20 protein-coding genes are annotated in these 18899 nt (G+C 32.9%); 7 read left to right on the forward strand and 13 right to left on the reverse strand.

Annotated features, from left to right (window positions below; genetic code table 11):
* Nucleotides 1–465 precede the first annotated feature (465 nt).
* From KHA98_RS15320 to KHA98_RS15340, 5 genes are all read left to right on the forward strand, one after another.
* A complete protein-coding gene (locus KHA98_RS15320) occupies nucleotides 466–1608 on the forward strand; it encodes an acyl-CoA dehydrogenase (protein ID WP_213258801.1) in 1143 nt (380 codons plus the stop codon).
* 141 nt (nucleotides 1609–1749) lie between these two features.
* The gene (locus KHA98_RS15325; protein ID WP_213258802.1) at nucleotides 1750–2727 is read left to right on the forward strand and encodes a M20/M25/M40 family metallo-hydrolase; all 978 of its coding nucleotides are present in this window, start codon (nucleotides 1750–1752) and stop codon (nucleotides 2725–2727) included.
* A gap of 36 nt (nucleotides 2728–2763) precedes the next feature.
* Nucleotides 2764–3441 (forward strand): SDR family NAD(P)-dependent oxidoreductase, encoded by a 678-nt coding sequence (locus tag KHA98_RS15330; RefSeq protein ID WP_213258803.1) that lies wholly within the window; start codon nucleotides 2764–2766, stop codon nucleotides 3439–3441.
* 28 nt (nucleotides 3442–3469) lie between these two features.
* Nucleotides 3470–3838, forward strand: coding sequence for a four helix bundle protein (locus tag KHA98_RS15335; protein ID WP_213258804.1), 369 nt, complete (start codon nucleotides 3470–3472; stop codon nucleotides 3836–3838).
* 19 nt (nucleotides 3839–3857) lie between these two features.
* Complete coding sequence (locus KHA98_RS15340) at nucleotides 3858–4460, forward strand: SprT-like domain-containing protein (protein ID WP_213258805.1); 603 nt, start codon at nucleotides 3858–3860, stop codon at nucleotides 4458–4460.
* 70 nt (nucleotides 4461–4530) lie between these two features.
* On the opposite strand, the gene KHA98_RS15345 is transcribed toward KHA98_RS15340, so the two are convergent.
* The 6 genes from KHA98_RS15345 to gcvP all read right to left on the reverse strand — a co-directional run bounded on the left by KHA98_RS15345 (nucleotide 4531) and on the right by gcvP (nucleotide 12120).
* Nucleotides 4531–5292, reverse strand: a complete 762-nt coding sequence (locus KHA98_RS15345) for an ABC transporter ATP-binding protein (RefSeq protein WP_213258806.1) — start codon at nucleotides 5290–5292, stop codon at nucleotides 4531–4533.
* The gene (locus KHA98_RS15350; RefSeq protein ID WP_213258807.1) at nucleotides 5292–6038 is read right to left on the reverse strand and encodes an MlaE family ABC transporter permease; all 747 of its coding nucleotides are present in this window, start codon (nucleotides 6036–6038) and stop codon (nucleotides 5292–5294) included. Before KHA98_RS15350 ends, KHA98_RS15345 begins: the two co-directional genes overlap by 1 nt.
* An 82-nt stretch (nucleotides 6039–6120) precedes the next feature.
* Nucleotides 6121–6969, reverse strand: a complete 849-nt coding sequence (locus KHA98_RS15355; RefSeq protein ID WP_213258808.1) for a glycosyltransferase — start codon at nucleotides 6967–6969, stop codon at nucleotides 6121–6123.
* A 130-nt stretch (nucleotides 6970–7099) separates the two neighbouring features.
* Nucleotides 7100–7621 (reverse strand): methyltransferase, encoded by a 522-nt coding sequence (locus KHA98_RS15360; RefSeq protein ID WP_213258809.1) that lies wholly within the window; start codon nucleotides 7619–7621, stop codon nucleotides 7100–7102.
* A 311-nt stretch (nucleotides 7622–7932) separates the two neighbouring features.
* Nucleotides 7933–8991 (reverse strand): 3-oxoacyl-ACP synthase III family protein, encoded by a 1059-nt coding sequence (locus tag KHA98_RS15365; RefSeq protein WP_213258810.1) that lies wholly within the window; start codon nucleotides 8989–8991, stop codon nucleotides 7933–7935.
* Nucleotides 8992–9270: 279 nt separating this feature from the next.
* On the reverse strand, nucleotides 9271–12120 hold the full coding sequence (gene gcvP, locus KHA98_RS15370; RefSeq protein WP_213258811.1) for an aminomethyl-transferring glycine dehydrogenase: 2850 nt from the start codon (nucleotides 12118–12120) through the stop codon (nucleotides 9271–9273).
* A 197-nt stretch (nucleotides 12121–12317) separates the two neighbouring features.
* Between gcvP and KHA98_RS15375 the strand changes: the two genes are divergently transcribed.
* Nucleotides 12318–13130, forward strand: a complete 813-nt coding sequence (locus KHA98_RS15375) for a UbiA prenyltransferase family protein (protein WP_213258812.1) — start codon at nucleotides 12318–12320, stop codon at nucleotides 13128–13130.
* A gap of 406 nt (nucleotides 13131–13536) precedes the next feature.
* Here the strand turns inward: KHA98_RS15375 and KHA98_RS15380 are convergent, their stop codons facing one another.
* Genes KHA98_RS15380 through KHA98_RS15410 form a run of 7 tightly spaced genes read right to left on the reverse strand, consistent with a single transcriptional unit; the run spans nucleotide 13537 to nucleotide 17411 of the window.
* On the reverse strand, nucleotides 13537–13995 hold the full coding sequence (locus KHA98_RS15380) for an SRPBCC family protein (protein WP_213258813.1): 459 nt from the start codon (nucleotides 13993–13995) through the stop codon (nucleotides 13537–13539).
* A gap of 47 nt (nucleotides 13996–14042) precedes the next feature.
* The gene (locus tag KHA98_RS15385) at nucleotides 14043–14951 is read right to left on the reverse strand and encodes a TIGR01777 family oxidoreductase (protein WP_213258814.1); all 909 of its coding nucleotides are present in this window, start codon (nucleotides 14949–14951) and stop codon (nucleotides 14043–14045) included.
* A gap of 58 nt (nucleotides 14952–15009) precedes the next feature.
* Nucleotides 15010–15396, reverse strand: coding sequence for a hypothetical protein (locus KHA98_RS15390; protein WP_213258815.1), 387 nt, complete (start codon nucleotides 15394–15396; stop codon nucleotides 15010–15012).
* Nucleotides 15397–15414: 18 nt separating this feature from the next.
* Nucleotides 15415–15762, reverse strand: a complete 348-nt coding sequence (locus KHA98_RS15395; RefSeq protein WP_213258816.1) for a hypothetical protein — start codon at nucleotides 15760–15762, stop codon at nucleotides 15415–15417.
* 20 nt (nucleotides 15763–15782) lie between these two features.
* A complete protein-coding gene (locus tag KHA98_RS15400; protein WP_213258817.1) occupies nucleotides 15783–16520 on the reverse strand; it encodes a YqjF family protein in 738 nt (245 codons plus the stop codon).
* The gene (locus tag KHA98_RS15405) at nucleotides 16517–16852 is read right to left on the reverse strand and encodes a hypothetical protein (RefSeq protein ID WP_213258818.1); all 336 of its coding nucleotides are present in this window, start codon (nucleotides 16850–16852) and stop codon (nucleotides 16517–16519) included. Before KHA98_RS15405 ends, KHA98_RS15400 begins: the two co-directional genes overlap by 4 nt.
* Nucleotides 16853–16907: 55 nt before the next feature.
* Nucleotides 16908–17411 (reverse strand): GbsR/MarR family transcriptional regulator, encoded by a 504-nt coding sequence (locus KHA98_RS15410; protein WP_213258819.1) that lies wholly within the window; start codon nucleotides 17409–17411, stop codon nucleotides 16908–16910.
* A gap of 136 nt (nucleotides 17412–17547) precedes the next feature.
* Between KHA98_RS15410 and KHA98_RS15415 the strand changes: the two genes are divergently transcribed.
* Nucleotides 17548–18810: a cation:proton antiporter gene (locus KHA98_RS15415; protein ID WP_213258820.1), complete on the forward strand. Its 1263-nt coding sequence runs from the start codon at nucleotides 17548–17550 to the stop codon at nucleotides 18808–18810.
* The last annotated feature ends 89 nt before the right edge of the window (nucleotides 18811–18899 follow it).

Here is an 18899-nt window from a genome sequence, read left to right on the forward strand (position 1 = left end):
TTTTTAGGCAAAAATACTTTTTTTTCTAAATTCTGAACTCTTAAAACGCATGTTTTTTACATTAAAGTAACATTTTTTTAATTTGTATTTATTTAGTAATCAAATTAGTAAGAGTTGTTTTACGTACATTTACAGGATTGATTGCGGACTGCTTTTTTTGTCGAATTTATTTTACTAAAACTTTAGAAAATTGCTTTTTTATGCACAATTATATTCTTAAATTTTAAAGAAAACCTTGCGTTATTAATGCAAGTTGGTGAAAATTTCCGAATAATAACGAAAACGTTATCGTAATTATTGCTGATCTATTAATTTTATATGCGTGCATTGTTAATTTGAGTTATAAAAATTATCTTTGGGAGCCTTTTTCAAAAAAAGAACAATTAAAAAAATAACGACCAAAAACAGCTCTGTTAACAAAGTTTTTGATTTTGGTTATCAAAAAACAATAAAACGAACAAGACTATGGATTTTAATCTAACTGAAGAGCATTTAATGATTCAACAAGCCGCTAGAGATTTTGCTCAAAACGAATTGTTGCCTGGGGTTATTGAACGCGATGAGAAACAAATTTTTCCAACCGAACAAATAAAAAAAATGGGGCAACTGGGCTTCATGGGTATGATGGTTGATCCTAAATATGGAGGAAGCGGACTGGATGCAATTTCATATGTAATTGCAATGGAAGAAATCTCTAAAGTTGATGCATCTGCTTCTGTAGTGATGTCTGTTAATAATTCATTAGTTTGTTGGGGTTTACAGGAATTTGGTACAGAAGAGCAAAAGCAAAAATATTTGCCAGGTTTAGCTTCTGGTGAAATTCACGGTGCATTTTGTTTAAGTGAGCCAGAAGCTGGTAGTGATGCAACTTCTCAAAAAACTACTGCAGTTGATATGGGAGATCATTATTTGGTAAACGGAACTAAAAACTGGATTACCAACGGAAATACAGCTTCAGTTTATTTAGTGATTGCACAAACGCATCCAGAATTAAAACATAAAGGAATCAATGCATTGATCATGACCAAAGATATGCCAGGTTTCTCTATTGGACCAAAAGAGCAAAAAATGGGAATTCGTGGTTCTGATACACACTCTTTAATGTTTAGTGATGTAAAGGTTCCAAAAGAAAATAGAATCGGTGAAGATGGTTTCGGATTTAAGTTTGCAATGAAAACACTTGCTGGCGGACGTATCGGAATTGCTTCTCAGGCTTTAGGAATTGCTTCTGGAGCTTACGAATTGGCTCTTAAATATTCTAAAGAACGTAAAGCTTTTGGAACTGAAATTTGCAATCATCAGGCAATTGCTTTTAAATTGGCAGATATGGCTGTTAATATCGAAGCAGCGCGTCATTTATGTATGAAAGCAGCTTGGGATAAAGATCAGCATAAAAACTATGATGTAAGTGGTGCAATGGCAAAATTATTCGCTTCTCAGGTTGCAATGGATACTGCTGTTGAGGCTGTGCAAATTCACGGTGGAAACGGATATGTAAAAGAATATCATGTTGAACGTTTTATGCGTGACGCAAAAATTACTCAGATTTATGAAGGAACTTCTGAAATTCAAAAAATTGTAATTTCAAGATCAGTTATAGCAGGATAAGCTTAAACCTTTATTAAAATACAGACAAAACCCTTTCAGCTTTTTTAGCCTTGAAAGGGTTTTTTAATTTTTTTTTGCTACTTTTCAGACAGCTAATTAATTAAATCAATATTCAACTTTATAATATTAAGCTTTCATTTTATGAGAAAACTATACTTTCTACTTCCTTTTGTAATGTTCGGTTGTAAATCTAATAATTCTACAGTAGTAGAAAAAACATCGAACACAAGTGAAAAAGCTGCGGAAGTTAACTATAAAGTTTCGCAAACCGATGTTTCAGATTTCTTAAAATACCTTTCGTCAGATGAATTAGAAGGGCGTGAAACCGGAACAAAAGGAATGGAAAAAGCTGCTGTGTTTTTGGAAAATTTCTTTAAAAAGAATACTATCAAACCTTATTTTTCTTCTTATCGTGATACTTTAACCAACTTTAATTCTCCCGCTTATAATATTGTTGGGGTTATTGAAGGAACAGATCCTGTTCTTAAAAACGAATATGTTGTTTTGAGCGCCCACTACGATCACATTGGTTTAGAGAATAAGAAACAGGATGATGTTATTAATAATGGAGCAAATGATGATGCATCGGGGGTTACGGCAGTTGCTCAAATGGCAAAATATTTTGCAGAAACAAAATCTAATAAGCGAAGTATTCTTGTGGTATTTTTTGCCGGAGAAGAAAAAGGATTGTTAGGGTCTAAAAGTTTGGTAGAGAAACTAAAAAAGAAGAACTTTAATTTATATGCACAATTGAATATCGAAATGATAGGTGTTCCTATGAAACGTGATTATCTGGCTTATATAACCGGTTTTGATAAATCGAACATGGCGGAGAAAATAAATGAATATACAGGTAAAAATACTATTGGCTTTTTGCCAAAAGAAGCAGAATATCAATTGTTTTACAGATCTGATAATTATTCGTTTTTTCAGGCTTTCGGAAAACCTTGTCAATCTATAAGTACGTTTGATTTTGAAAATTTTGATTTTTATCACCACGTTTCGGATGAATTTAAGCTGATGGATATTGCCCATATCACTTCATTTACACAGGAACTACTTCCTGCTGTAACGCGTATTGCGAATTCGGCAACACAAGAAATTACAATGAATAAATAATAGAGCTATAATTTTGGTTTTGCTTATTTTTGCTGCATGAAAAATATTATTGTTACAGGATCGAGTAGAGGAATTGGTTATGAACTGGCTTTGCAATTTGCAAATGCCGGAAATCAGGTTTTGGCTATTTCCAGAAAAACACCAAAAGCGCTTTTAGAACATCAAAATATAACGTGTCTGTCTATTGATCTGGCAGATGAAAAATCGCTGGATGTAGTGGATCATTTTCTTTCTTCAACATGGAAAAAAGTTGATGCTGTTGTGCATAACGCGGGAGCATTATTATTGAAGCCTTTTGCAGAAACCACTCAAGCTGATTTTGAAAGTATTTATAAAGTGAATGTATTTGCAGTTGCAAATCTTACGAGAATTTGTCTTCCGTATTTACAAAAAGGAAGCCATGTTGTAACTATTAGTTCTATTGGCGGTGTAAGAGGAAGTTTGAAGTTTGCTGGTTTAGCAGCTTACAGTTCAAGTAAAGGTGCTGTAATTACATTAACTGAATTGCTTGCTGAGGAATATAAAGAAAAAGGAATTTCGTTTAATGTTTTGGCGCTAGGTTCCGTTCAGACTGAAATGCTAAATGAAGCTTTCCCGGGTTATCAGGCGCCAATTTCTGCGGAAGGAATGGCAACTTATATTTACGATTTTACGCTTAACGGAAATAAATATTTTAACGGAAAGGTTTTGGAGGTTTCTTCGACTAATCCGTAAATTAGTTATGAATTATGAATTTTGAGTTATGAGTGAGAGTATTGTGAAAGCCAAAAGTTTTGAATTAGCCGTAAGAGGAATTAATTTTTACAAATGGTTTGTATCTGAAAAAAAGGAATTTATAATTAGTAAACAATTTTTGCGTTCAATAACTTCTGTCGGAGCCAATGTTCGCGAAGCCGTTAATGCACAAAGTAAACCTGACTTTATACATAAATTATCAATAGCCCAAAAGGAATGTGATGAATCAATGTATTGGCTTGAAATTTTAAAGGAAACGAATTATATTTCAGTGATAGAATTTAATTCAATTCATCAACAATGTACCGAGGTTTTGAAAATAATCAGAAGCATAATAATCACGTCCAAAAAGAAACTTATAACTCATAATTCATAATTCATAACTTATAATTGCTTTGAGCGAAACTTTAGCCAAATATATTCCGGAGCATGCTGTAAAGCCTGTTTTTGATTTGATTGTTGCCAATCAGGTTCATCTTAAAATCGTAAATGAGCGTCAGACGCGACATGGCGATTACAGGCGCGGACATACTGGTAAACATGAAATCACGGTTAATGCAAGTTTGAATAAGTACAGGTTTCTGATTACACTAATTCATGAGATTGCGCATTTGGTTGCTTTTGAAAAGTTCGGACGAAATATTAAACCGCACGGGAACGAATGGAAGCATACATTTCAGCGTTTAATGATTCCATTTATAAGACCGGAAATATTCCCGGGACAAATATTACCATTACTGGCGAGGCATTTTAAAAATCCGTCTGCAAGTAGTGATACTGATACAACTTTGTCTTTAGCTTTAAAGCAATATGATAAAGAAAACGATAAAAATTATGTTTTTGAAATTCCTTACGGAAGTGTTTTTAGAATCAAAAACGGAAAAGTATTTAAGAAGCTAGCCGTTCGAACAAAACGTTTTGAATGCATCGAAATTAGCTCAGGAAAAACATACCTTTTTAATCCAAACGCAGAAGTAGAATTAATCAATATTCAATAAAAAAATCCCAAATTCCAATTGTATAAACGTTGGAGTTTGGGATTTTTTTTTATTGGGATTTCAAAGGGTTTTAACCCTTCAAATATGCTTCTCTAACTTTTTTGAATAAGTTTGAAGAGTAAACAAATTTAACAATGTCTTTGTTATCCGTTCTGAAGATTTCTTCTTTAGTTCCCTGCCAGGCTTTTAATCCTTTTTTTAAGAATACGATATTCTCTCCAATTTCCATCACCGAGTTCATATCGTGGGTATTAATTACAGTTGTTATGTTGTACTCTTCTGTAATTTCTTTGATCAGATTATCAATAAGCGTTGAGGTATTTGGGTCCAGACCTGAGTTAGGTTCGTCACAAAATAAATACTTTGGATTGTTTACAATTGCACGGGCAATTGCCACACGTTTTTGCATACCTCCGGAGATTTCAGAAGGCAGTTTTTTATGTGCATCAATCAGATTTACTCTTTCTAAAACAAAATCAACACGTTCCTGGATTTGCGCTTTATTATTATTGGTAAACATTTTTAGCGGGAAAGCGACATTCTCCTCAACTGTCATTGAGTCAAATAAAGCACTTCCCTGAAAAACCATTCCAATTTCGGTTCTTAATTCTCTTTTTTCTTCCGGATTTAATTCAGAATAAACTCTTCCGTCAAATTCAATAGCTCCAGAATCAGGAGTATGAATTCCCAATAAAGTTTTTAATAAAACTGTTTTTCCAGATCCACTTTGTCCAATAATCAAGTTGGTTTTTCCAGTTTCAAAAACGGTTGAAACGCCTTTTAAAACTTTACTGTCACCAAATGATTTTTCTATGTTTTTTACTTCTATCATTATCCTAATAATAATTGAGTTAATATATAATTAAAAAGAATGATACAAACCGATGTCCATACAAATGATACAGTACTTGCTTTACCAACTTCTAATGCACCACCTTTCATGTAATATCCGTGAAAAGATGGGATTGTAGCTAATAACATTGCAAAAATTAAAGTCTTAATAAAAGCATATGTAATATGAAAAGGAATAAATTCCATTTGAGCACCCTGAATAAAATCCTGACTAGTCGAGAATCCGCCATATGCACAAGCCATCCATCCGCCAAAAATTCCTAAAAACATACTAATTCCAATTACAAAAGGATACATTAATAAAGCTACAATTTTAGGAAAAACAAGATAGTTTAATGAATTAACTCCCATAACTTCTAGCGCATCAATTTGTTCTGTAACACGCATGGTTCCAATACTGGATGTGATATAAGATCCCATTTTTCCGGCCATAATTACCGAAATAAATGTTGGGGCAAACTCTAAAATTACAGATTGACGTGTAGCAAAACCAATTAAATATTTAGGAATTAAAGGATTAGTTAAGTTTAATGCGGTCTGAATGGCAACAACTCCTCCAATAAAGAATGAGATAAAGCAAACAATTCCAAGTGAGTCAATAATAAGATCATCAATTTCTTTGAAAATTAAGTTTTTCATAACAGGCCATTTAGTCTGTTTATTGAAAATTTCTTTCAGCATTAAAAAATATCTCCCTATTTGGGATAAATAACGAATTAGCATCATAAGTTTTACAAATATTGGCTAAGGTAAAAATAAGTTATGAGTTTTGGGTTATGAGTTCCCGTTTTTCGGTTTTTTTTACCAATCAGATTAACTTTTGTTTCATTTTTTGAAAGCGGTACTTTCTTATAAATTTAGCTTGGTCAGGAGTAACTAATAAAGGGGTTTTCGCTTTTTTTGCTTTCAAAAAACCTTTAATATAGTCTAAAAACAGAAACGGTTTCTTTTTCATCATAGCCAATTTTGCCGATGCAATTGCTGTGATCCAAAAACCATATCCTAAAGTATAAAAAGCTTCGCCTTGTTTATAACGGGCTGTTTTATTGTAATTAGCTCCTGTAGGTTTTAGGTGTTTTACATGTAAAGATTGGTCTGTAACTATTTTCCAGTCGTAAAATTTACAAAGCAGTTCATCTACAGTATCCCATCCCATTGCAGGTTTTAACCCTCCAATTTGTTGAAATGTTTCTTTGCGATACGCTTTTAAAGCACCGCGAATATGATCCTTATCGGTTAGGTTTTCCAGTACCCATTCGCCATTTTTATCAATATAGCAGAACCCGCCGGCCATTCCAACTCTTGAATCTGATTTGAAATGATTGATTATGGTTTCGAAATAATTAGGCGGAAAAATTAAATCACCGTCAATTTTTACAATAATATCATATTCTGAATCTAAAGTCTCGAAACCTTTTTGAAAAGCCTGAATAACTTTACTTCCGGGCATATGTATGGCATCTGAAGTTTTGTTTACAATAGATATAAACGGATTTTCTTTTGCAAATCCCAAAACAACTTCTTCTGTTTTATCTGTAGAATTATCATTTACAACGACAACTTTTGCTGGTAAAACAGTTTGCGAAACCAAAGACTGCAAAGTCAGGCCTATAAGATCTTGCTCGTTGTGCGCGGGTATAACTATGTAGTACTTCATAAATTTTTAATTTAAAATCCAATTATTTTAAATTCCAAATTCCAATCAAAACAGGTTTAATTGGAATTTGGAATTTTATTTTTGAGCTTTCCAAATTTGGAATTTGGAATTTTTTTATTGGAATTTGCCGTTAGGCTCTCTCAGCAACAACAATATAATATCTTGGAGTGAAATATCGTAATAAAGGTCTGAATCCAAACTTTTTTACCGGATGTGTAAATTGCATTCTATCGGTTATTTTCCAGCCTGTTTTTTCTAAAAGCCAGTCCAGTTGCCAGTCTTCAAATTCATGATAATGTCTGTCCCACATATCTGTTTTAGATCGATACGCCGGAGAAAACCACAAACGTAACGGAATTGAAATTAATAATTTATCGCATTTTACATTTTCTAAAATAGTGTATGGATTTAGCAAATGTTCGAAAATTTCAAATGCAGTAAAAACAGTATATTCTTCAGTTTGTAGCGCCGTTTGATCGTTGTCTAAATCTTCACCTTTAGTGTTTTTTACGGTATAACCATTTTCTTCCATTATTTTAGAGAACGGATTTGGAACTCCAAAATCAAAAATGGTTTCTGATGTGCTAACGTGTTTTTGTAAAAACTCTAAAGTAAGTTTGAATCTTTTATTCGGAAACGTTTTTTCGTACATAGTCTTGCGAGGAACGAAACAATCTCTCGTTCTTGATTTTAATTAGGTCGCAAATATACTAAAAAAGTAATCAGTGTTCAGTTTTTAGTGTTCAGTTGCGGTGCTAAGTTTTAAAATGAATTTCTCGCAATCCCGAAAGCTATCGGGAGCGAATTCGCAAAATATTGATCAAAAAAATAACCATATAAATAATATAAGATATTTTAAGTTTTCACTTAATTGAACTTATATTATTTATATGGTTTAAAAAACTTTGCGATTTCGTGTCTCTACGAAAATATTTTATTACTTTAAAACAAACTTAATTTGTCTTAATATCTGTAAACAAAAGCATTAACATTCATTCCTGCTCCAACAGAAGCAAAAATAATTACATCACCTTTGTTAATTTCATGGTTTTCAATTTTGCCTTGTAGAATCAAATCATACAAAGTAGGTACAGTTGCAACACTACTGTTTCCTAAGTCGTGAATACTCATTGGCATAATGTCTTTTGGAGGAGTTTTGTCGTATAGTTTGTAAAAACGAGCAATAATGGCTTCATCCATTTTTTCGTTTGCCTGATGAATTAAAATCTTTTTTACTTCATCAATAGCAATTCCGCTGTTGTCTAAACAACTCTTCATTGCGCAAGGAACGTTGCTTAAAGCAAATTCGTAAATCTTACGTCCGTACATTTTGATGTATTTAATATCCGGATCTAAATCTGGATTATAAGATTTTCCGAAGTAAAGATAATTAGCTTCATCATTTGCATAAGTAGCACTTTCATAAGATAATAAACCAGCTTCATCTGTTGATGCTTCCAGAATTGAAACACCGGCTCCATCAGAATAAATCATAGAATCACGATCATGATCATCTACAACTCTTGATAAAGTTTCTGCTCCAATTACCATTACTCTTTTTGCCATTCCGGATTTGATGAAAGCATTTGCCTGAAGCACACCTTCAATCCATCCAGGACATCCAAAAAGAATGTCGTATGCTACACATTTTGGGTTTTTAATACCCAATTTGTTTTTAACTCTTGTCGCTAAACTTGGTAAAATATCTGTTTGATGCGTTCCGGTTTTCACGTCACCAAAGTTGTGTGCGAAAATAATATAATCTAAAGTTTCGGCATCGATCCCTGCATTTGCGATTGCTTTTTGAGCAGCAAACAAAGCTAAATCAGAAGCGGTATATTGTGGTTCGGCATAACGGCGATTCTCGATTCCGGTAATTCCTTTGAATTTTTTAATAACGACTTCGTTCGGATAACCAAATGGAGTTCCATCTTCATTTAAAAAAATATGTTTGTCAAAGTCTGTGTTCTTTACTTCTAAATTAGGAATGTAACTCCCAATACCAATTATTTTTATTTTCATTTTTCCGTTAATTATCCGATAAATTTCATGCTAAAATAGAAATAAAATCATGATAACTATCATAAAAAATACTATGCATGCATATAATTATGAAATAATTGTTTTTCAGGTAATATATTGGTTATTTTCTAATGATTTTTTAATTTTTCCGAGATTTCAAACGATTGAAATAATTAGGGTATTAGGTTTTTTCTGATGTTTAATTGAGGAGTGGGTAAAAAATACCCCGATTCTGAATTCTCAGATCGGGGTACTTGGTATAAAAAAGAAAACTATTTTTTAGTTCTCCATATAAGCTTCAATAGGAGCACAGCTACAAACTAAATTTCTATCTCCGTATGCATCATCTACACGACGAACAGATGGCCAGAATTTATTGTCAGCAATATATTCTAATGGATAAGCTGCTTTTTCTCTTGTGTAAGGGAAATCCCAGTTGTCTGTAGTTAACATTGCTAATGTATGAGGTGCATTTTTCAATACGTTGTTTTTATCATCTGCTGTTGATGCTTCGATTTCTTTTCTAATAGAAATAAGAGCATCACAGAAACGATCTAATTCTGCTAAATCTTCAGATTCTGTAGGTTCAATCATTAAAGTTCCAGCTACAGGGAAAGAAACCGTAGGAGCGTGGAAACCATAATCCATTAAACGTTTTGCGATATCACCAACTTCGATTCCGTTTTCTTTAAATGAACGACAATCTAAGATCATTTCGTGAGCCGCTCTTCCGCATTCTCCTGTGTAAAGAATTTGGTAGTGACCTTCGAAACGAGATTTCATGTAGTTTGCATTCAGGATTGCGTGCTCAGTAGCGCTTTTTAATCCTTCAGCACCCATCATTGTGATGTAACCGTAAGAAATCAAACATACTAAAGCAGATCCGTAAGGTGCAGATGAAATAGCTGTAATTGCTTGTTCTCCACCAACTTTTAAGATTGGGTTTGTTGGTAAAAACGGAACCAGTTTTTCGTTTACGCAAATTGGTCCAACTCCAGGTCCACCACCACCGTGAGGAATAGCGAATGTTTTGTGTAAGTTTAAGTGACAAACGTCAGCGCCAATTGTAGCAGGATTTGTTAATCCAACTTGCGCGTTCATGTTTGCACCATCCATATATACTAATCCGCCATTATCGTGAATTAATTTAGTGATTTCGATAATTGAAGATTCGAAAACTCCGTGAGTAGAAGGATACGTTACCATTAAACAAGATAAATCATCTTTGTGTTCAATCGCTTTTTCTCTTAAATCTTCTACGTCAATATTTCCTTCCGGAGTTGTTTTCGTAACGATGATTTTCATTCCCGCCATCGCTGCAGAAGCAGGGTTTGTTCCGTGAGCTGATGAAGGAATCAAACATACATTACGGTGACTCTCGTTTCTTGATAAATGGTAAGCACGAATAGCCATTAAACCAGCATATTCTCCTTGAGCTCCAGAGTTTGGTTGTAATGTTGTTCCTGCAAATCCGGTAATTACATTTAATTGTTGCTCTAGTTTTTTAAGCATTGTGATATAACCTTCAGCTTGCTCAACAGGTGCAAACGGGTGGATGCTGTTCCAGTTTGGCATTGATAAAGGCAACATTTCTGAAGCTGCGTTTAATTTCATAGTACAAGAACCTAAAGAAATCATCGAGTGATTCAATGATAAATCTTTACGCTCTAATTTTTTGATGTAACGCATCAATTGACTTTCTGAATGATGATTGTTGAATACATCATGCGTTAAGAAAGATGAAGTTCTTTCTAATGAAGCTGGTAATTGACTTGAAGCGGTTAATTCAGAAACAGTAACAGTTTCTTTTCCTAAAGCTTCAGCAAAAATGGCAATAATTTGGTTAACATCACCAATTGAAGTTGTTTCGTTAAACGAAATAGAAATCGAATCGGCATCAGGATAGAAAAAGTTTACTTCGTTTTTCTCAGCAACAGCTTTTACTTTTTGAGCATCTGCTTTTACTAAAATAGTATCAAAGTAAGCAGTGTTGGTTTGGTAAACGCCTAATTTATTTAAAGCTTCAGCAGTAGTAACCGCCGATGCGTGCACTTTGTTTGCGATATATTGTAATCCTTTTGGTCCATGGTATACGGCATACATTCCAGCCATAACTGCCAATAAAACCTGAGCAGTACAAATATTTGAAGTTGCTTTTTCACGTTTAATGTGTTGCTCGCGAGTTCCTAAAGCCATACGTAAAGCACGGTTTCCATTTACATCAATAGAAACTCCGATAATACGACCTGGCATAGATCGTTTGTATTCTTCTTTAGTTGCAAAGAAAGCAGCGTGTGGACCACCGTAACCCATTGGTACACCAAAACGTTGTGTAGTTCCAACTACTACAGCAGCTCCCATTTCTCCGGGAGAAGTTAAAGTAGCTAATGATAAAATATCGGCAGCAAAGGCAACTTTGATTTCATTTTCTTTTGCTTTAGCAACAAAAGCACTATAATCGTTTACCTGACCATATTTTCCAGGATACTGTAAAATAGCTCCGAAGAATTCATTTGAAAAATCGAATGTTTCGTGGTTTCCAACAACTAATTCAATTCCGATTGGAGTTGAACGCGTTTGAAGGATTGATAAAGTTTGTGGTAAAATTTCTTCAGAAACGAAGAATTTGTTTGTATTGTTTTTCTTTTGGTCACGAGTACGAACGTCAAACAGTAAAGCCATAGCTTCAGCTGCAGCAGTTCCTTCATCTAATAACGATGCATTAGCAATTTCCATTCCGGTTAATTCAATAACAGTAGTCTGGAAATTCAAAATAGCTTCAAGACGACCTTGAGCAATTTCTGCCTGATAAGGAGTATAAGCTGTATACCATCCCGGGTTTTCAAAGATATTTCTTTGAATCGGAGCAGGAACGATAGTTGGATGATAACCCAAACCAATATAGGATTTAAATACTTTATTTTTCTTTCCTAATTCCTGAATATGATTTGCGAATTCGTATTCTGTCATTGCAGGATCCAAATTCAAAGGAGCTTTTAAACGAATATCGTCCGGAAGGGTTTCGTAAACAAGTTGTTCAATCGAGTCAACTCCAATAGTCTTCAACATGTGTGGAAGATCTGTTTCTCTTGGGCCAATGTGTCTTAAAGCAAAAGCATCTGTTCTCATTTGTAGCTATGTAATTTTTTAAATTAATGTGTTCGTGCACCATTTTGCTGTACGAATCACATTTAAAATTAAATGTGTTGTTTTTTTGTCGCGCAAAATTAAGTATTATTAATAATTTAATAGGTATTTTTAACTTCATTTTTTATCAATTTTATAATCAAAGACTTAGTTTGTTAATAAAAGATTAGTTTTGAGGTATGATAGTACTAAAACGGTTTTTCGATTTTTATTTAAATAGCAGTATTCACGTGGCTTTATCGTGTTATGCTTTGGTACGAATTACATTTCATGTGTTTCATATTCAATACGATGAGCCAATGGCGCTTTTTGTTTTTTTTGGAACAATTGTAGGATATAATTTCGTAAAATATGATGCGTTGGTGCGGGTAAAGAAAAATCCCATCGGAACACAGTTGAAAATAATCGCCGTTTTGAGCTTTATTTCGATAATTTTAGTGGGTTATTATTTTTTCCATTTAAAAAGGATCACACAAATCGTCTCTGTCGGAATTTTTGCTATAACCGCACTTTACACTTTGCCGTTTTTTCCCAATAGAAGAAATGCCAGAAACTGGGCAGGAGTAAAAATTTATATTGTAGCACTTTGCTGGGTTGGCGCCACTTTGGTTTTGCCTTTAATAAATGCCGAAATTCCGTCTACAACAGATTTCTTTATAAAATGTATTCAGCGATTTATTTTGGTTTTTGTACTGATTTTAGTTTTCGAGATTTTAGATTTAGCGAATGATGATCCGCATTTGCAAACCGTTCCGCAAACCATCGGAGTCAAGAAAACCAAAATTTTAGGATTTTTATTATTGATTCCGTTTTGGTTTTTAGAAGTTTTTGTTTCAACATTTAATATTCATGATGCCATTATAAATTTGATAATGGTCACCATATTGATGCTGTTTATAGCATTTGCCAATACAAACCGTTCGAAATATTATACTTCTTTTTGGGTAGAAAGTGTACCAATTTTTTGGTGGCTAATGGTTGTTTTTCTTTAATAATGAAATTAATTTGGGCGTGCCACCATCGCGATAAAAGGGCTAATCCACGTTGCGCTTATTTGCCCTTTTATCGGGATGCTGTCGGGCTATCCGTTTCAAGTCCTCGCTCTTCCTTCGTCAGGCTGTGGGCTTTCCACTTCTATCCCTCACGCATATCTTAAAACGAGAAATTCGTTTTCAAAATCTATATTCCTCAATACACGTTTCCCAAGGTTGAAACCTTGGGCTATGTTTGAAATTTAGTATCTTAAAAATTGAATTTGATTTCAATGTTTTTGAATTGCCTCCAGCTTTAGCTGGAGGTTAAAGAGAAACTCTAATCAGGGTTTTAGCCGAATGATAAAGTTTGGCTAAAGCCCACAACATTTATTCCATTTCTCCTCCAGCTAAAGCTGGAGGCAATTCATCCTTTATTTTTTTCTGAAATCTCTTTCAAAACGTTATTCCTTTCTACAAGAAAATTTATCAAATGCTTTTTCAAAAATAAAACATCAAATAACTTTCCGAAAATTCCAAACGGAGTTTCATATTGCAATTTATCTTTCATAATTGTAATTCCGTTTTCTTCTTCAAAAATATGTTCATGTTTGAACGATTTGAATTTGCCTTTTTCCATTTCATCCACAAAATAGTCGTAAAGATTCATTTCGGTGATTCGACTTTTGTGTGTGAGATAAAATCCGAAATGTTTGCCGCGCCAGGTTACCGTTTCATTTAAATTAATTAAGCCCGAAGTTATTCCGGCAATTGCCTTTTCATTTGATGGACTTGCCGATTGTTGGTGAATATCAATATTTCTTGAGGCATCAAAAACAATTTGTTTTGGTGCTTTTATTTTGGTGGTTAAGTTTATTGTTGTCATTTAGATGAGTTTTAACTTTGTCAAAGTTTCAAACTTTGACAAAGTTTTTAGTGAGTTAGATTCTTAAAAGCCTCATCAATATTTCCAAATTTAAATCGAAACCCATTCTCCAAAAGTCGTTTCGGAATCACATTTCTACTTTTCAAAATCAATTCTGTTTCTGTTCGAATGAGAAAAGAACCAATTTCCAAAAGAAAAGTATTTAACGGAATTCCAAATGGGGAACCAATTGCTTTTCTAAGTTTTTCCATGAAATCTGCATTTCTGATTGGTTGAGGAGAAACAACATTTACAACGCCAGTCATTTCTTTTTGAATTGTAAAATCAACTGCATTTGCAAAATCTTCTTCATGAATCCAGCTTACAAACTGATCGCCGCTTCCTTGTTTTCCTCCAAAACCAATTTTAGTCAGCGTTTTTAACGGAATAAAAGCGCCGCCATTTTTCCCTAAAACTATAGAAGTTCGCAGAGCCGTTTTTAAAGTTCCTGGAGTTTCGGTTTTAAAGAAAGCTTTCTCCCAAGACAAAGCCACATTTATAGAAAAGTCATTTCCAATTTCGCCGTCAACTTCATCCATTTGTTTGTCTAATGAAAAACGATAAATAGTTGCTGTTGATGAATTGAGCCAATGTTTCGGTGGATTCACACACTTTAAAACTGCTTTATTCAGAATTTTGGTACTGTCAATTCTAGACCACAAAATTTCTTTTTTGTTTTCTTTCGTGTATCGACAATCAACAGATTTTCCAACTAGATTAATTAAAACTGTTGCGTTTTCTAATTCCTTTTCCCAACCCGAAAATGTTTTGGCGTTCCAGTTTACATAATTAATTCCGTCAATAGTTTTTGATTTTCCTCGAGTCAGAATTACAATCTCGTCAAATTTATTTTTGAAATGATTTACTAAAACTTGTCCTAGAAAACCAGTTCCCGCTGCTATAATTAGTTTCGTCATTTGTATTCGGTATTAAACCCGACAGTTTTTTAAAACCTGTCGGGTTTCGTTATAAATATTAAGCTTTAAAAACCAATCTTTCTTCCTGTTGTGCTTCTTTAGCTTTTCTTTTTCCTCTAAAAAAGAAATACAAATTAAAGAATAACATGATACCAAGATAAATAGAAAACCCTCCAATTTTATAGCTTAGATTTTCGATTAATTCCTGATAACTATCTCTGCTTAATTGTAATTCCAGAATCATTAGAGCAAAGCCAATATTTAAAAGATAGAACCCAGTTTCAAAAAGTTTATTTGTTGCCTGGGCAATATCTTCTCTTCCTTTAAAAATATCGAGCATAAATATTTTGCCATTTTTAAAAAGTGTTTTAGAAACGTAATAAGTTAAAAATAATGCAACAGGTAAATAGATTCCGTAACCAATTAAGATTTTTGTAGTTTCCATGATATTTAATTTTAGTTGTTATTTGATTAATTTTTGAATGTATTTAGTGATAATTATAATGTTGAGATAATGAAGCGCAGATATGATAAAAATAATGACAGCAGTCTTTATGCTAATAGTTTCAATTAATTGAGCTGATGAAGTTATTTTCTGCCAGGAAATTAAAGTCATGGCGCAATACCCTATATTTAAGAGATAATAAGCCATTAACAAAACCTGATTTATTTTGTGGCAAATAGCTTTATGATTTGGAATCAATTCTGAAACATAGATATTTCCATTTTTATAACAGATTTTGCCAACTCTTAGAATAATGAAGATTGTAATGCTGAGGTAGATTAAATACCCAATAATATTCAGATTCATAATTTCTTGGTTTATAAGATTTAATGCATTTCTTTCAGAACAGAATTAGTCTGAAGTTTTCTTTTATTCTTAACTGTAATTTTAGATCCTTTTGCTAAGAATACAGAAGCAGGATTTTGGTTTTGTAGAAATTTAAAATCATTTCCGTAGGTTTTTCCAAAGTCAATATCAATTCGATGATTTAAAACCTCAAATTGTTCCCATCTCGGATGGGTAACTTCATATTCAAAAGTCGTTTCTTCGTTGATTTTTGTATATCCAAAATAATGTTCCGTAATAAATTCTGGCTCAGAATTGACTTCAATTTCGCTTAAAACTTTTTTAGTTGCGATTTCAATTGTATTCCATTTTTTATCCTTTTTCCAATGATAAATAAAAGTATTGGTTTCTTTATTTTCAATGATTTCATGTCTCATCTTTTGGGTTTCATAATGTTCCTGATACAAAGTATTGGCAATAAAAGTGATTGCTTTTTTAGGAACAATTTCTTTAATGAAAACAACTCCACGTTTCCATTCTCCATTCTCGAATCGTTTGACATAAAATCTCAAATTCACTTCTTCAAAATTGATATGAAACGGAATTTTCAATCCCAAAACTTTGGTATTTTTAAATATAAAACCGACAAGGCTCACATAACATTTTTTATTCCAAACATCAATCTCAGTTCCAGCTGGAGCATATTTTTCTAAAACCTCACGGTCAACTTCATAATTGAATAAGGCTAAATTTTTCCATTCTGCTTTTAAGAAATTCATTTGTGTGCTTTTTTATAGATTAATATTGAAATATAAAAGGCTAGTATTGCCGGTATTCCCGTTAAAAAATAAATTTTAAGATCATGAGATGAAATTGGGTTAATACAAATTATAACAAAATATAAGACTACTCCGACGATGTAAGTTTGAAGATGTTTGTTTTTAGGTTCGTCAGATAACATACATCCTCCAATAGTCACTTGAAATAATCCTGTTAGTATGCTGAATAATAATCCAAATACAGTAAAATCAATGATTTCTAAGAAAGCTAGCAGAAAAATTAATGCTGGTATACCAACAAAGAAATAATTTAAGTAATTAATGTTTTTCATAGTTATTGTTTATTTTAAACTTTCAGAAATAATTGAAAGTTTTAATTAAATTTTTTTATTTCATTATTTTTATAATTAGTTTTCCAAGCCAGTTATCATTAAACTCAGTCATTTTATCCAGCATATTATCTGCTTTTAAAACAAAGTCGTACAATTTTGTGGTCTGATCTACAAAGTGTTTTTCTTCTGCAGAATCTTTTGCTTCAATTGTCGAAACTTCTTTTAAGATTTTAAGAGCAGGTTTGATTTCTCTTTTACTTCTTTCTCTTGAAATTTTTACAGCCAATTCGTCTAAATCTTTTTCGGCAGTAAAGAATTCTCTTCTTTCACCAGCTTTAAATTCTTTGTAAACAATTCCCCAATCCATAAGAGCTCTAAGATTCATACTGGCATTTCCGCGGGAAATTTGTAATTCTTCCATAATGTCTTCCATAGAAACAGCTTCGTTAGAGACCATTAATAATGCATGAATCTGTGCCATGGTTTTATTAATTCCCCATTGAGAACCTAATGCTCCCCATGTCTGAACGAATTTATTTTTTGCTTCTTTGAATTCCATAGTTCAAATGTAAACAAAAGTTTTTAAACTTTCAAAAATATTTGAAAGATATTTAACGAATAATAAAGTTATGTTAATTCAACTCTTGAAGTTTTGATTAACTAATGATACAGTTATTTTTGTAAAAATCACTTTTATGGAATTATACTACACTTTTTCAGTACTTATTGTACTGGCTTCTTTCTTCGCCTATTTAAACCTAAGATTTTTAAAACTTCCGGGAACTATTGGAATCATGATTATTGCCATGTTGGTTTCTGTCGGAATTCGTCTTTTAGGAGATTCTTATTTTCCATCTACAACAAGACATTTTTTTGATTTGATAAAGGAATTTGATTTCAATGAAATCTTAATGGGAGCAATGCTTAACTTTCTTCTGTTTGCTGGGGCTTTGCACGTAAATATGTCTGATCTGAAAGAGCAAAAAGTTCCTATAATGATGTATTCTACAGTAAGTGTTGTACTATCAGCTTTAATTATTTCGGTGTTGCTTTATAATATTGCACCACTTTTAGGAATAAAAATCCCTTATATATTTTGTTTGGTTTTCGGAACCTTAATTTCTCCAACAGATCCAATTGTGGTTTTGGGGGTTTTAAAGCAAGCAAAAGTTCCTAAACGTATAGAAACTAAAATCGTGGGTGAATCGTTGTTTAATGATGGAGTAGCGGTAGTAATGTTTGCTGTTGTATTAAGAATGGCAACCGATCCGACATTTGATGTGAGTTTTGGTTCTATTGCATGGTTGTTTGCAAAAGAAGGAATCGGCGGACTTTTATTAGGTGCCGTTTTTGGATTTACGGCATCAAGAGTTATGAAAAAAATTGATGATTATAAAGTGTCGGTTTTAATTACACTTTCGATTGTAACAGGAGGTTTTTTGGTCGCTCAGAGTTTACATGTTTCGAGTCCGCTGGCGATGGTTGTTGCCGGATTGATTATTGGAAATTATGGTAAAAAAGTAGCCATGAGCGAAGTTACTAAAGATTACCTGGAAAAGTTTTGGGAACTTATTGACGAAATCCTGAATGCTGTTTTATTTTTATTTATAGGTTTTGAATTATTATTGTTGCCAAATTTGGACAAACAATTATTAATAGGCTTTGTAGCAATTTTTATAGTACTTTTTTCAAGATTAACATCTATAGTTTTACCATGGAAATTCTTCGATATCTTTAAATTTTTCGGAATTAGGTCGGCTTACAATAAAGGCTCTTTAATGGTTTTAGTTTGGGGAGGAATCCGTGGCGGAGTTTCTATTGCATTGGTACTTTCTATGCCTGAAGGAGAATATAAAAATTTATTACTTGAGGTAACTTATATTGTTGTTTTATTCTCAATTGTAGTTCAGGGATTGACTGTTGGTAAATTGGCTAAACGAGTTTTGGAGAAAGAATAAAGAATATAGAGAGTAGAAAAAAGATTTCTATTCTTTGTCTCTAAGTTATAACTAAAAACCCTGCAAGTTCTTTTGCAGGGTTTTGTTTT

The sequence above is a fragment of the Flavobacterium branchiicola genome, assembly GCF_018383905.1.
GTDB classification, from domain to species: domain Bacteria; phylum Bacteroidota; class Bacteroidia; order Flavobacteriales; family Flavobacteriaceae; genus Flavobacterium; species Flavobacterium branchiicola.

Bases quoted from the DNA above. Each gene is read 5' to 3' on its own strand.
- KHA98_RS15320 (WP_213258801.1), top strand. From the start codon at position 466: ATGGATTTTAATCTAACTGAAGAGCATTTAATGATTCAACAAGCCGCT.
- KHA98_RS15325 (WP_213258802.1), top strand. From the start codon at position 1,750: ATGAGAAAACTATACTTTCTACTTCCTTTTGTAATGTTCGGTTGTAAA.
- KHA98_RS15330 (WP_213258803.1), top strand. From the start codon at position 2,764: ATGAAAAATATTATTGTTACAGGATCGAGTAGAGGAATTGGTTATGAA.
- KHA98_RS15335 (WP_213258804.1), top strand. From the start codon at position 3,470: ATGAGTGAGAGTATTGTGAAAGCCAAAAGTTTTGAATTAGCCGTAAGA.
- KHA98_RS15345 (WP_213258806.1), bottom strand. From the start codon at position 5,292: ATGATAGAAGTAAAAAACATAGAAAAATCATTTGGTGACAGTAAAGTT.
- KHA98_RS15350 (WP_213258807.1), bottom strand. From the start codon at position 6,038: ATGATGCTAATTCGTTATTTATCCCAAATAGGGAGATATTTTTTAATG.
- KHA98_RS15355 (WP_213258808.1), bottom strand. From the start codon at position 6,969: ATGAAGTACTACATAGTTATACCCGCGCACAACGAGCAAGATCTTATA.
- KHA98_RS15360 (WP_213258809.1), bottom strand. From the start codon at position 7,621: ATGTACGAAAAAACGTTTCCGAATAAAAGATTCAAACTTACTTTAGAG.
- KHA98_RS15365 (WP_213258810.1), bottom strand. From the start codon at position 8,991: ATGAAAATAAAAATAATTGGTATTGGGAGTTACATTCCTAATTTAGAA.
- gcvP (WP_213258811.1), bottom strand. From the start codon at position 12,120: ATGAGAACAGATGCTTTTGCTTTAAGACACATTGGCCCAAGAGAAACA.
- KHA98_RS15375 (WP_213258812.1), top strand. From the start codon at position 12,318: ATGATAGTACTAAAACGGTTTTTCGATTTTTATTTAAATAGCAGTATT.
- KHA98_RS15380 (WP_213258813.1), bottom strand. From the start codon at position 13,995: ATGACAACAATAAACTTAACCACCAAAATAAAAGCACCAAAACAAATT.
- KHA98_RS15385 (WP_213258814.1), bottom strand. From the start codon at position 14,951: ATGACGAAACTAATTATAGCAGCGGGAACTGGTTTTCTAGGACAAGTT.
- KHA98_RS15390 (WP_213258815.1), bottom strand. From the start codon at position 15,396: ATGGAAACTACAAAAATCTTAATTGGTTACGGAATCTATTTACCTGTT.
- KHA98_RS15395 (WP_213258816.1), bottom strand. From the start codon at position 15,762: ATGAATCTGAATATTATTGGGTATTTAATCTACCTCAGCATTACAATC.
- KHA98_RS15400 (WP_213258817.1), bottom strand. From the start codon at position 16,520: ATGAATTTCTTAAAAGCAGAATGGAAAAATTTAGCCTTATTCAATTAT.
- KHA98_RS15405 (WP_213258818.1), bottom strand. From the start codon at position 16,852: ATGAAAAACATTAATTACTTAAATTATTTCTTTGTTGGTATACCAGCA.
- KHA98_RS15410 (WP_213258819.1), bottom strand. From the start codon at position 17,411: ATGGAATTCAAAGAAGCAAAAAATAAATTCGTTCAGACATGGGGAGCA.
- KHA98_RS15415 (WP_213258820.1), top strand. From the start codon at position 17,548: ATGGAATTATACTACACTTTTTCAGTACTTATTGTACTGGCTTCTTTC.